At 39.8% G+C, this 12,442-nt stretch carries 13 protein-coding genes; 2 read left to right on the top strand and 11 right to left on the bottom strand.

Annotation, left to right across the window (positions count from 1 at the left end; translation table 11 throughout):
• Nucleotides 1-5: 5 nt before the first annotated feature.
• The 3 genes from WMZ97_RS15810 to acnA form a co-directional block, all read right to left on the bottom strand.
• Nucleotides 6-476 (bottom strand): tripartite tricarboxylate transporter TctB family protein, encoded by a 471-nt coding sequence (locus WMZ97_RS15810; protein ID WP_343273058.1) that lies wholly within the window; start codon nt 474-476, stop codon nt 6-8.
• 91 nt (nt 477-567) lie between these two features.
• Nucleotides 568-1,563, bottom strand: a complete 996-nt coding sequence (locus WMZ97_RS15805; RefSeq protein ID WP_343273057.1) for a Bug family tripartite tricarboxylate transporter substrate binding protein — start codon at nt 1,561-1,563, stop codon at nt 568-570.
• A gap of 322 nt (nt 1,564-1,885) precedes the next feature.
• The gene (gene acnA / locus WMZ97_RS15800) at nt 1,886-4,591 is read right to left on the bottom strand and encodes an aconitate hydratase AcnA (protein WP_343273056.1); all 2,706 of its coding nucleotides are present in this window, start codon (nt 4,589-4,591) and stop codon (nt 1,886-1,888) included.
• Between the two features lie 164 nt (nt 4,592-4,755).
• Between acnA and WMZ97_RS15795 the strand changes: the two genes are divergently transcribed.
• Nucleotides 4,756-5,616 (top strand): LysR family transcriptional regulator, encoded by an 861-nt coding sequence (locus WMZ97_RS15795; RefSeq protein ID WP_343273055.1) that lies wholly within the window; start codon nt 4,756-4,758, stop codon nt 5,614-5,616.
• Nucleotides 5,617-5,689: 73 nt separating this feature from the next.
• Here WMZ97_RS15795 and WMZ97_RS15790 read toward each other — a convergent pair whose 3' ends face one another.
• The 5 genes from WMZ97_RS15790 to WMZ97_RS15770 all read right to left on the bottom strand — a co-directional run bounded on the left by WMZ97_RS15790 (nt 5,690) and on the right by WMZ97_RS15770 (nt 10,836).
• Complete coding sequence (locus WMZ97_RS15790; RefSeq protein ID WP_405027699.1) at nt 5,690-6,304, bottom strand: RraA family protein; 615 nt, start codon at nt 6,302-6,304, stop codon at nt 5,690-5,692.
• A gap of 262 nt (nt 6,305-6,566) precedes the next feature.
• The gene (locus WMZ97_RS15785; protein WP_343273054.1) at nt 6,567-7,253 is read right to left on the bottom strand and encodes a response regulator; all 687 of its coding nucleotides are present in this window, start codon (nt 7,251-7,253) and stop codon (nt 6,567-6,569) included.
• Nucleotides 7,246-8,841, bottom strand: a complete 1,596-nt coding sequence (locus WMZ97_RS15780; RefSeq protein ID WP_343273053.1) for a sensor histidine kinase — start codon at nt 8,839-8,841, stop codon at nt 7,246-7,248. Before WMZ97_RS15780 ends, WMZ97_RS15785 begins: the two co-directional genes overlap by 8 nt.
• A gap of 230 nt (nt 8,842-9,071) precedes the next feature.
• Nucleotides 9,072-9,986 carry an RpnC/YadD family protein gene (locus WMZ97_RS15775; RefSeq protein ID WP_343273052.1) on the bottom strand — a complete coding sequence of 305 codons (915 nt, stop codon included), beginning with the start codon at nt 9,984-9,986 and terminating at the stop codon, nt 9,072-9,074.
• A 235-nt stretch (nt 9,987-10,221) separates the two neighbouring features.
• The gene (locus tag WMZ97_RS15770; RefSeq protein ID WP_343273051.1) at nt 10,222-10,836 is read right to left on the bottom strand and encodes a DUF2179 domain-containing protein; all 615 of its coding nucleotides are present in this window, start codon (nt 10,834-10,836) and stop codon (nt 10,222-10,224) included.
• Nucleotides 10,837-10,980: 144 nt separating this feature from the next.
• Between WMZ97_RS15770 and WMZ97_RS15765 the strand changes: the two genes are divergently transcribed.
• Nucleotides 10,981-11,415, top strand: coding sequence for an Hsp20/alpha crystallin family protein (locus WMZ97_RS15765; protein WP_343273050.1), 435 nt, complete (start codon nt 10,981-10,983; stop codon nt 11,413-11,415).
• A 108-nt stretch (nt 11,416-11,523) separates the two neighbouring features.
• Here the strand turns inward: WMZ97_RS15765 and WMZ97_RS15760 are convergent, their stop codons facing one another.
• The 3 genes from WMZ97_RS15760 to WMZ97_RS15750 all read right to left on the bottom strand — a co-directional run bounded on the left by WMZ97_RS15760 (nt 11,524) and on the right by WMZ97_RS15750 (nt 12,247).
• Nucleotides 11,524-11,658, bottom strand: a complete 135-nt coding sequence (locus tag WMZ97_RS15760; protein ID WP_343273049.1) for a YvrJ family protein — start codon at nt 11,656-11,658, stop codon at nt 11,524-11,526.
• 109 nt (nt 11,659-11,767) lie between these two features.
• Nucleotides 11,768-11,983 carry a DUF2922 domain-containing protein gene (locus tag WMZ97_RS15755; protein WP_343273048.1) on the bottom strand — a complete coding sequence of 72 codons (216 nt, stop codon included), beginning with the start codon at nt 11,981-11,983 and terminating at the stop codon, nt 11,768-11,770.
• Nucleotides 11,984-12,022: 39 nt separating this feature from the next.
• Nucleotides 12,023-12,247: a DUF1659 domain-containing protein gene (locus WMZ97_RS15750; RefSeq protein ID WP_343273047.1), complete on the bottom strand. Its 225-nt coding sequence runs from the start codon at nt 12,245-12,247 to the stop codon at nt 12,023-12,025.
• Nucleotides 12,248-12,442 lie beyond the last annotated feature (195 nt).

The raw sequence follows: 12,442 nt of genomic DNA, 5'->3' as shown, positions 1-12,442 counted from the left end.
CTATATTAAAATCCAAAAATACCTTCGGGAATACCTGCGTGTAACCATACCTCGAATAAAAGAAACAGACAGGTGGGAAAGATGACACTGATGATAACATTCTGCACTACTTTTCCCCGGTTCAAATAAAGTAATATACCAAATGTAAACAGTACCATCGATACGATTCCACCCAAAGTCGTCAAGGCCGCTATAAACGCTATGATAAATACAATCACCCACGCCATATCTTTTACGTAACGCTTTCCTTTATCATCTTCTGCTTTTTCGGACATTGCAGCAGTATTTTTATGTTTATCCTTTACATCTTTCATGAGATTAAAGATACTCAAAATCAACAAAGCCAGTCCTATAATCGTAGGAAAAAAACCCGGACCCGGGCGACCGGCATTTGATAAAAAGTCCAAATTAATGAGACTTATTATCGTGAAGATAAAAGAAAATACAACCCAAGCAATTGAAAAAATTATTTTCAAAGTTTTCACCACCCTAATCAAATATAATAAAGTTACAAATGTGGAGCGGTAGAGGGCTGAAAGAAATAGGATTATCTAGCCCCCCTGCATTTTATTTCAATGCTCCTGCTTCCTCTAAAGCATTTTTAAACGTATCATTTGTTTCTTCCAGATAGTCTTCAAATTCATCACCCCAAATTGGATCGTCTGTCAATGTATTTGTTTCCAGATAATCTTGCCACTCGTCTGTTTCAACAACTTCTTTTAATGCATCGATCCAATACTCCTGTACTTCGTCCGAAACATCTGCAGGTAAAATGACACCACGTGGGAAGGAAAAACTAAAGTCATATCCCGCTTCTTTAAAAGTTAATACATCATCAAATGCAGGGTTTCTTTCATCCCCAGAATATGCAATCGGTTTCATTTTACCAGCCTCTATTTGACCAAGTACTTCTCCCGGATTAGAAACAATTGCATCAACACTTCCTGAACTTAAAGCAGTAAGAAGCTGTCCTTCTTCTTGAAAAGGTACATATTCAAGATCGATTCCTGCAGTAGATTCAAGCAAGCTCGTGACCACCAAATCAGGACCTGCGCTTCCCATTCCACCAACAGTTAACGTATTACTATTAGCTGCTTTAACAAAGTCTTCGATCGACTTATATTCTGAATCGTCTCCTACTAGGAACAACATTTCATCTCTAGCTAATAATCCTACCGGCGTGAATGATTCATAGTTAAAATCAGTATTCGAAATCAGTGGTGTCGCAATGAAATTACCACTTGTCGATGAAATATGATATGGATTTCCCTTCTGCTGATTCACATAACTCCAACCAACTGCGCCACTTCCACCTTCCTTGTTCTCTACTACAATATCTCCGTCATAAAGGTCATGCTTATTCAAAATGTCAACTACCGTTCGGGACATGAGGTCGTTTCCACCACCGGGGCCAAATGCCACTGTCCAGTTTAATGTTTTTTCAGGATAGTTTGCACCTTCTCCTTCTGCAGTTGTTTTCTTTGAATTTTCACCACAGGCAGCTAACAAAATCGATACAAACAATACAAGTATCATCATCGAAAGGAATTTAAACCTTTTCATAATATGAACGCCTCCTAATAATCGTTATCTTCTGACAAATTACGCCAAAAATGTATTATACTAAAGCTTGTCCATCATCCCTCCATCCATATAAAGTATGCCTATCTCTAGGTAAACAAACTCGTTATCAACTACTATATATTAAATATTGAAATTAATAAAATATTAAAATTCAATATATTTACATAGAATTTTTTGATACCACATTCAAATCCTGATCATACACTTCATTAAACCGTTATTTGAAAGAGGACTCTCGGTTGATAAGATAAGCTACCTTTTTGCTGTGATTGAATCACTGAATTTTTCCCCGCTCTATCTCTTACTCGTCCACCAACAATTGCCGGACCACCTTCTGCATAATTCCGCCATTTCGATAATATTCCAGATCCACCACATTATCCAAACGTACAGTGACGTCAAACTTTAGTTGTGTTCCATTTTCTTTTTCCGCTTGTACGGTTATCGTTTCTCCAGGCTGTATCTTTTCAGACAAACCGAATGTCGTAAAAATTTCTTGTCCAGCAAGCCCCAACGTTGCAGCGTTACTCCCTTTTTCAAATTGAAGTGGCAGAACTCCCATTCCAACCAGGTTACTTCGATGAATACGTTCAAAGCTTTCCGCAATAACTGCTTTGACCCCCAACAGATAAATTCCTTTCGCCGCCCAATCTCTTGAACTACCTGTTCCAAATTCCTTCCCAGCAATAATAACTAAAGGAGTTCCATTCTTTTTATATCTAGAAGACGCTTCATAGATTGACATTATTTCATCGGTCGGAAAATGTTTGGTAAATCCACCCGCCACACCAGGTACGAGTTTATTTTGAATCCGATGATTTGCCAACGCACCACGAAGCATGATGTGATGGTTGCCGCGACGAGAAGGGTAGGAATTAAGATCTTTAGGTGCCACTCCCTGTTCGTGCAAGTACTTCCCCGCAACACTATTTACCGGAACGATCCCTGATGGCGAGAGATGATCGGTTGTTATTGAATCTCCAAGCAAAGCTAAAACTCGAGCATTTCTTATCTCCTCTATAACAGGTGCATTATTCGACAATTCATTTAAAAACGGCGGCTCTTGAACATAGGTAGAATTATCCTGCCATTCATACAATTGACCACCAGGTACTTGCATGTCATTCCAACCTTCATTCGCTTCGTATACTTCCTGATAGCGATTTTTAAAAAGCTGTGGCTGAAGCGAGCGACTAATCCATGTTTCTACCTCTGCTGAAGTTGGCCAAATGTCTTGCAAGTAAATTTGATTGTGTTGTTGGTCAACACCGATTGGCTCTGTCAAAAAGTCAATATCAACCGTCCCCGCCAGTGCATAAGCGACTACTAATGGCGGAGAAGCCAAATAATTCGCTTTAATTTCCGGATGGACTCGCCCCTCAAAATTTCGGTTCCCGGATAGAATACCGGCCACCGTTAAATCATGTTGTTCAATCGCATCGCTTATCTCTTCGGGAAGTGGTCCTGAATTTCCAATGCACGTTGCACAACCATAACCGGAAACATAAAATCCTAGTTTTTCCAAATAAAACAATAATCCTGACTCCCTTAAATAATCGGTCACCACACGAGATCCCGGTGTTAACGAGCTTTTTACAAACTCCAGTTTTCTTAAACCTTTCTCTACTGCCTTTTTCGCCAGCAATCCTGCCATCATTAACACGGTTGGATTGGAAGTATTTGTACAACTTGTAATCGCCGCCAGCACAACAGAACCATGTGACAGCTTGCTTTTTTCACCGTTTTTATGTGTGATGAGCACTTCCTCTTTGATTTGATCTTCTGAAAGCCCATAACCACCCGTCTCAATTGGCTTTCGAATCGTTTCGTGATAGGACCGTTTCATATCAGCCAAATTAATTCGATCCTGTGGCCGCTTTGGTCCTGCAAGCGAGGAAGACACAGTAGATAAATCTAATGTAATCGTTTCTGAAAAGTCAGCTTCCGGACTATTATCGTCGACAAACATTCCCTGTGCACGATAATAAGTTTCAATTAATTGCAACTGTTCCTCACTACGACCAATAGAACGCAGATAATGTATAGTTTGATCATCAACTGGAAAGAAGCCCATTGTAGCACCATACTCAGGTGCCATATTAGCCACTGTTGCCCGATCGGCTACCGTCATGGTACGAACTCCTGGTCCGTAAAACTCAACAAATTTCCCAACGACGCCGTGTTTTCGAAGTATATTGGTAATTGTCAGGGCTACATCTGTTGCCGTAACGCCTTCAAGTAACGAACCGGTTAATTTTACCCCAACCACCTCAGGAACAGCAAAATAAATCGGTTGCCCTAATATTGCAGCCTCCGCTTCAATACCTCCAACACCCCATGCCACAATGCCGAGGCCGTTGATCATGGTTGTATGCGAGTCCGTGCCAACAAGCGAATCCGGAGACAAAATGATTTCCCCATCTTTATCTTTTCGAGAAACGACGGAAGATAAATACTCCATATTTATCTGGTGCATAATACCCGTGGCTGGCGGTATCACATGTAAGTGATCGAATGCCTGCTGTGCCCAGCGCAGGAACTTAAATCGCTCTTTATTCCTGGTCATATTTAATTGTTCATTCAGCCTCATCGCACGTTGATCACCGAAATAATCTACCGTTACGGAATGGTCAACCACAAGATCCACCCGAATGTCCGGGTTTACTTTTGTGACATCGCCTCCCATTTCATACAGCTTCTCCCGCATCGCGGCAAGATCAACAATAGCCGGAAGACCTGTTGTATCATGCATTAATATACGCGAGGGTTTAAACGGAACTTCCTCATTTTTGGAATGCCCCATTGTCCAATTAGCAAGTTTTTGAATATGTTCGAATGTGATAGAATTCCCATCGTATTCCCTTATTGCTGCTTCAAGGAGTACTTTAATGGAATAAGGCAGCCTGTTTGCGGTATGCTCGGCTACTGTTTGAATTGGATAATAAATATATTCTTTATTACCAACCCTTAATTTCGAAGCAAAGGAATCAACCAAGTCTGTTGTCATTTTGCACACCTCCGTAGTTGTACAGTTGATTATTTTTATAATAATGGAATATCCAATCCTTTTGAAAATAGTAATATTTCATGCCTGATAATGAATATTTTGAATAGCATCTTTTAGAGGACAAGTCTTTATGATATACTCCTTCTGAAGGGGAGAACATCGATATGGATGATAAAGATTGGCTGATTATACATACGCTTTATCGAAAAAAAAGCATCACAAAGGCCGGAGAATCGCTATATATCTCCCAGCCAACCTTAACGAAGCGCTTAAAACAAATGGAAACGGAGTTAGGAGTAAAAATTGTTAACCGCAGTATAAAAGGCGTTCAATTCACAGAGGAGGGGGAATATCTAGCAAAACGGGCCGATGAAATTCTGGAAACATTCCGGGAGATAAAAGAAGATGTTGACAATCTTAACCATTGTATTGTCGGCACATTACGTCTAGGTGTTTCGAATTTTATTAGTAAATATAAACTTCCAGGATGGCTCGCAGCGTTTGAAAAGCACTATCCAAATGTGAAATACCAAGTAGAGACAGGCTTTAGTAAACAGATTTATAATCTGGCTTATAATCAGGATGTTCATATTGGATTTATAAGAGGGGAATATAACTGGCCAGAGGAAAAAGAACTTCTCTTTGAAGAACCCCTTTGCATCGCATCCATTCATCCTGTCGATTTAGAGGATCTTCCCAATTTGCCAAGGATTGATTATCACACTGACACACTCTATAAACACGTTACCGACAATTGGTGGGCAGAACGCTATTCTCAACCGCCCACTGTGAAAATTACCGTCGATCGGGGTGACACATGCAGGGAAATGATTCTTAACGGACTTGGGTATGCCATCCTTCCTTCACTTTTCTTAAAGGATGTTCCCAACGTTTATCAAATCCCATTATTCACAAAAGATGGCTCCCCCCTGTCGCAACAAACCTGGATGATATACTATACGGATAATAAAAACCTAAATGTTGTAAAAGCATTTACTGACTTTATCAAAAATTATATGTCATGATAAAAGGGTATCCAAATAATTGGGTACCCTTTTATCATTAAAAGTCTATATGGTTAGATATATACGCTTCCGTTTATTTTGTTAACATGGAATCTAAGTACTCAATTATTTTATCCTTGTTCCCAGCCACTGTTTCCTCTCTCTTTTCATCTTTATTCTTTTTTTCTATTGATTTTTCCAAGACCTCATTTTCCATCGAACGTGGAACAACCACAACACCATCTGCATCTCCCGCGATAATATCACCCGGCTGAATCATTACCCCGCCACAGGAAATCGGTACGTTCACTTCTCCCGCACCTGCTTTGCCACTGGCCGCAACCGTTGTACCTTTACAAAAAACTGGATAATTTAACTTTTTCGCACCTGAAATATCGCGAATAACACCGTCTGCTATAACACCTTTGATTCCCAATGTTTGCGCCATACCTAGAATAAAATCACCGGCAATTGCCCGATATGTATCTCCTTTCGCGTCAATCACCAGTACATCTCCAGGCTGTGCATTTCTAATTGCTTTTAACACCATTAAATTATCACCAACAGGCATTTTGACGGTAAATGCCCGGCCAACTACTTGATAGTTTTCTTTTAAAGGCTTAATCGACGAATCGAAATTATAAAGACCATTTAACGCATCAGAAATACAAGTAGTCGGGATATCCTGGAACTTTTTAAGTATACACATTATTTTTCTCTCCTTACATTCATAATTTATGTTCAATGTATATATAATTCTAACAAGCATTTGCGAACTCGAAAATTCAAATAATTAATGCCTGGATATTCCAAACTTGAATATTACTTTTTCATACCTGAGTGGATATTCCTAAAACTGGATTAAATTCTATTGTCTTAAGCTACAGGTACTACCTGCTTCACTGTTCGGAACTTGCACCCTATCCTTTCTCACCCATGCTGGACTTACAAAAAAGCACCTCGACTTATTCTCAAGATGTTTTCCCAGCAAACCGATATCTGCGTTCAGGCCGGCCAACAATCCCATATTCCAGTTCAGCAGTACATGTTCCCGCGGAAATTAAATATTCCAGATATCGCCTAGCTGTGGTTCGGGAAGCTCCAATCTGATAGCCCATTTCCTCAGCGGTCACCCCGCCGTCCATTTTTGGTAACAATTCTTCTATCTTTTCCAGTGTCAGCGGGTCAATCCCTTTTGGCGTTTGCTTAACCTGACTGGTCTTTCCTTCGGTATGTCCGAAATAATCATCCAAAAAAGCCTGATCTATTTCGGTTTTATCATGCAGTGACTTTTTCGTCTGTTTATATTTTTCAATGGTTTGAATGAACCGGTCCATTTTTACTGGTTTGATAATATAATCAAACACACCACCTCTAATGGTTTCTTCAACGACTTGTTTATCCGTTGCCGCAGAAATCATAATGATGTCTGTTTCCCAGCGTATACCCCGGATACCCTGGATCAGTTTTGTACCAAGCATATCAGGCATGTATATATCCAACAGCACCAGATCAACTGCATTCTCGCGCATTAATTGCAACGTCTCTTTTCCATTCAGTGCCTTGCCAACTAGGTTGATGCCAGTAACTTTCATTAAAAATTCCTCGTGGATTCCGGCAACCCGGTAATCATCTTCAGCTATAATGACGTTAATCATTTTCCTTCTCCTCCACCTTTTTCGGGATAAAAACGGAAAATACTGCTCCACCGCCTGGCTGGTTATGTACTTCAATCACGCCACGTAGCTCATCAACTGTTTCCCTAACCGTTGCCAGCCCATACCCCCTGTCGAATTCACTCTTTGTTGAAAAGCCTGTATCGAAAATATGTGTCATTGTATCTTCTGCAATCCCACCACCATTATCGGCTATTTCAAAAACGATATCTTTTCCTAAATCGGTTGTAAAAAAGGTCACCTGTCCGTTTTCGCTATCCTCAACTGCTTCCAGCGCATTGTCGATGACATTCCCCAAGACCATGATTAACTTTACCGTATCAATTTGTTTCGGGACGGTTTCCAATGAACTGTTATCATCCACAACAAAACTGATTTTCTTCTCCGATGCTTTACTGATTTTCCCCAATAGAATGGCCTGAACCGTTTTATCTTTGACTTGGGTAAGTACTACCTTATTCTGGTTCACGTGCAGATCGGATTCCTGCTGGATGAGTTCGATTGCCTCATCGTAGTGACCCAATTGCAGGAGTCCGGATAACACATATAATTTATTGGTGAACTCATGCGTTTGTGCGCGTAAGTCCTCCGAATACTTTCTGACATCCGATAACGCATTAAGCATTTCGTTTACTTCCGTTTTATCGCGGAAGCTGGCAACAACGCCGACCACTTCCCCATTTTCGATAATCGGTGTTCGATTGACGATAATTTCCCGGTGGTTCAAATGCATTTCTTCATCATTTACCAGTGCCCCGGTCTTCAATACTTGGTACATTTGCGTATTGGGGATGACCTCTTCTACCTTTTTGAACCGCATGTCACGATTTAGCGAAAGAATCTTCCTCGCTGACGGATTAATCATCGAAATGTACCCCGCTTTATCAACCGCAATCACCCCTTCTTTGATAGAATGTAAAATAGCATCCCGGTCACGATATAATGAAGCGATTTCATGTGGTTCCAATCCAAGTGTATCTTTGCGAATATTTCGTGCCAATATGATCCCGCCAACGATACCAAAAACTAACACGAGCAATGCAATGCCACTAATTTTAATAAGCTTGCCCAATACAATAGATTTAATATCTTTAACCATAAAGCCAACCGATACGAGCCCAATGATATCACCCTGATCATTGAAAATCGGTGCCTTCCCACGCAGCGCAGGACCTAAGCTTCCAACAGCCCTAGACGTGTAATATTTCCCCTTAACAACTGCACGATCATTATCACCGCCAACCATATGCTTGCCCAATTTGTTCTCATCCGGGTGCGCATATCGGACTCCCTTTTCATCACCGATCACGATATACTCTGCGCCGACTTTTTCCCTGATCTGGTCTGCTAATGGTTGAATCACTCCGGCAGGATCATCTATTTCAAGTGCCTCCTTTACGGTTGGCATGAATGAAATCGCTGTTGCAACATTTAAGGCCCGATTTCCGATACTCTCTGTCGTATCTTTGGATTCAATATAGGAAAGGATACCCGCAAGTAACACCGTAACAAATAAAACCAATGATGTAATTAACACTAATATTTTTGTTTGTAAACTGATTCTTTTCATTATTCCGGTACGACCTTCCCATTATACAATCATTCACTTTAAATTTATCATAATAGTTTGTTAGTTGGAAGTATTAAAGCGGATGGACATAGACTAGTATAATATAAAGGAAACGTTAGTTAACTTTCCTTCACAAGAACTAGAGCCAAGACATTTATTGTCTTAGGCTCTAGTGCTAGAATACTATTTAACAGCCATTATACAAATCGAAAGGAAAGGTGGGCTAAAGATTACAACTTGTCCTTTAACTGTTCAATCTCTTCCTTCTTCAAATGAGTTACTTTCGCTATCAGTCCAACAGCCATCCCTTCCTTTAACATTTCCAGCGCCACTTCCTTGCTTCTGGTTTCTTTTCCAATCTCTTTTCCAATTTCTTTTCCAATCTCTTTCCCTTTCTCAATCCCACGTTCCTCATACGAAATCGGTAACTCCATTATCTTATCCGCGTCATCCAACTGTTTAATATCCTTCATCAATTCATCCTCCTCCTCTTCGGACAGTGTTAAATAAGTCTCGAAAAATCCATATATCAACCGCTCTCGTGCTGGATCCAACTCCATTTTCGCCATCATCCGCAAAAATTCGATTTTAACCTGTATTTTTTCGTCTCTTTTATATCCCATCTTACTTAACAACGCCGCGGCCACTGGATTGTCAGATTTGATATAGTCTCGCCAATCTTTTTTACGCAAATGCAACGTCTGGTAATGAAACGTTAATACATGGGCAAATGGGAATTCTATTATATATTCATCTTGTTCCCATTTTTCGTTGTAACTAAATACCGCGATTGGAACAATTGGCTTTTGGTACGTATTATACAACAAACTATAATACCGAAACATCCGCTCATGGAAGTCATCTTCCTTACTGCTTTGCGGTTCGATATGAACAAGAATGACGGAATCTGTACCTTTTAGCTTCGTTTCTACGATAATATCGAGCCTTCTCGTGTCTCCTTGAATTAAGTCGGTATAAAGTTCCTGTGGATAGGGTTGAAGGCTTTGAAAATCAATATCATGATGGATGTCAGGAAAGAATACTTCTAAAAATTCTTCAAAAAATGTGTTGATTAATTGCTTGAATAGTTGATCGTGTCTCGTGTAATTAGGGGAATCTTCTTTGATTACTGTGGTTACTGGCAAAGCAGCACATCCTTTATGAGGGTATGAAGCGGAAAACCGGGGTGTGTTTCTGTTTTTAATATATCAGAAAAATGTAACAGGAACAAGCATTTTTTCATTGCCCTAGTATGGACATCCAATTTACTAATAGTTAAAAGTATTACTATAAAATGAAACAAAATAAAGACATCCAGAGGTCTTGCCGCTAAAATGTCTTTATTATCCAATCCCAGATTTGACATAGCCTAAAGTACAGTCATTCCGGATATTCCACATGCGATCCAGGAAATTGGGAGTGTGCTCCTGGTTGACTTTCCGCTGCATTCCCATTCTTTCCTAATTTTCCTTTTCGGACTTGTTTCACCCAGAAACCGCCATGAATCTGTTTTGGCTCATAGGAGATAATAAATGCCTTGGGATCAATCGTCTTAATCGTCTCATATAGCTTTAGTTCATATCTTCTTGGTGTTAAAATCTGCATGGCTAATCGGTCGCCATCCATTCCGTACGCATACCAGCTTGTGACACCGTAGCCTTTATCCCGTAATTTCCGTGTGAATTCAAGATCCGGATTGGATGAAACAACGTTAACTGTAATATAACCGAGGGCAAGCTTTTCCTCAATTTTGGTACCAACAACAACGCCGATTCCAAAACCAACTGCATAGGCAACAATATTTTGGATATGGTTTAAATTATCCAGCACAAGCCCTAACCCTAAAACATAGACAACAATTTCAACCATACTAACCAAAGCTGCTAAATATCTGCGTCCCTTTAACGTTAAAATCATGCGCATGGTCGAAAAGGTGACGTAAACAATATTAATCACGAGAATAATGACAACCATTACATATGCATTGCCAAGCACAATAAGCCCTCCCCATTCATTTATTCTTTTTTCAGCATACATCAATCATGCCTAAAATTAAATACTATGATGTTCACCCAATTAAAATTACCCGCATAACGTAATACATATCAATTTTCGTATATGTGGCAAAGGAGGATTAGGATGGATCCATTTAAACAAATGTCAGATTGGAAGCGAAATATGGATTCCTTTTTTGGAGAAAATTTTTGGAATGAATTTGATGGCATCATAAAACCTACTATTCCACAAATCAATATGTATCAAACCGAAAATGAAATAACATGTCTAGTTAGTATCCCCGGGTTAACCGATATTAACAAAGTGGATATCTATGTAAACTATACGGAGCTAGAATTAAATGGTGTCATCGATATTCCGCACAGTGATGGAACAGTATTGCAAGAAGAAATACTACAAGGTGTTTTTGAACGAACCATAAGATTGCCATTTCCAGTACGGTCAGATAAAATCAGAGCCAACTATAAAAATGGTATCGTGCTCATTCAGCTATACCGTTTGTATTCCGATTCGAATAGTAAATACCGCGTTCCAGTGAAGCTGCTCGAAGATGAATAAAAAATCAGTAGCATTCCAGACTTATCGTATGACAGCAGTTTCCGAACCAACCTAGACGCGAAAAAGCTGTCCCAGTTAAGTAATATACTTCCTGGGACAGCTTTTTTATTACTTCATTTTTTCCGGCAAAGCGTGTATGGATTCGATTAAAATATTGAGCTTATCTTCAATGCGGTTCAACAAATAAAATGTGACCACAATCGGAAAGCCCACATCGGTTAAAAACGATATCCATGTGTCCATAGGTAAACCTCCTATCGTTGTTATTGTAAAAAACCAGGGCTATAGACAGTTGTTAAGCACTGGTTTTTTTTCATGAACCTGTAGCAGCCGTTTGCCATTATCACTAGCTTTAATCAAGCTCAATTTCTTCTACATTGTGATCAACGATGCGCGCGCCTTTGATCGCTACCAGCTCGCCACCAGAAGTGTTGAAGGCATTTTGCTCCAGGATATCATTCATAGCCTGCTTCACTGCTTCCGGATCAACTGGTTCAATCGGCTTCTCCAAGCTATAAGTGACTGTTTTGCCATCCTCATTTAAAAATTTGAACTCCAGCTTTTTCAAGGATTTCCCTCCTCTCGCATGATTTTCTTAATCCTTTCATTAGTTGTTCCGAACTTTGGAGCTGTCTTTGCGATTAATCTCAGTTAGCGTCCGCTCCTGCAATCCAGCAAAGGCATTTGCTGTTGTAAACAATTGATCGGCAGTTGCATCTGTTTTTACATGGTTGAAGCTTTTTAGTTTGTACGCCGGCTTTCCTGTTTCTTCATCCATGCCGTCATCAAGTACCAATTGCAAAATCGAAGCATATTTTTGTAATGTTGCCATGTTCCTCCCTCCTTTCACGACTATAATCGAATCGTTTAGGATAATAGGTGGCATCAGTGTAAATTTTAAAAATAGCTGATTAAACATGAGCTGTTCCACAATTGGATCATTTAACTAAGTAAGTGTAAAATATTTCTCGAGGGTATTTGAGCGATATTCTAGCCAAAAAAGAAAAGGCACTCTATCATAAAATGT

It is taken from the genome of Lentibacillus songyuanensis, assembly GCF_039548255.1.
Classification (GTDB): Bacteria; Bacillota; Bacilli; order Bacillales; family Amphibacillaceae; genus Lentibacillus_C; species Lentibacillus_C songyuanensis.
Note: the sequence above shows the minus strand (reverse complement) of the source record. Positions and strands in the feature narration are given on the sequence as shown.

Coding starts and splice junctions, on each gene's coding strand:
- WMZ97_RS15805 (WP_343273057.1), bottom strand. CDS start 1,563: ATGAAAAGGTTTAAATTCCTTTCGATGATGATACTTGTATTGTTTGTA.
- acnA (WP_343273056.1), bottom strand. CDS start 4,591: ATGACAACAGACTTGGTTGATTCCTTTGCTTCGAAATTAAGGGTTGGT.
- WMZ97_RS15795 (WP_343273055.1), top strand. CDS start 4,756: ATGGATGATAAAGATTGGCTGATTATACATACGCTTTATCGAAAAAAA.
- WMZ97_RS15790 (WP_405027699.1), bottom strand. CDS start 6,304: ATGTGTATACTTAAAAAGTTCCAGGATATCCCGACTACTTGTATTTCT.
- WMZ97_RS15785 (WP_343273054.1), bottom strand. CDS start 7,253: ATGATTAACGTCATTATAGCTGAAGATGATTACCGGGTTGCCGGAATC.
- WMZ97_RS15780 (WP_343273053.1), bottom strand. CDS start 8,841: ATGAAAAGAATCAGTTTACAAACAAAAATATTAGTGTTAATTACATCA.
- WMZ97_RS15765 (WP_343273050.1), top strand. CDS start 10,981: ATGGATCCATTTAAACAAATGTCAGATTGGAAGCGAAATATGGATTCC.
- WMZ97_RS15760 (WP_343273049.1), bottom strand. CDS start 11,658: ATGGACACATGGATATCGTTTTTAACCGATGTGGGCTTTCCGATTGTG.
- WMZ97_RS15750 (WP_343273047.1), bottom strand. CDS start 12,247: ATGGCAACATTACAAAAATATGCTTCGATTTTGCAATTGGTACTTGAT.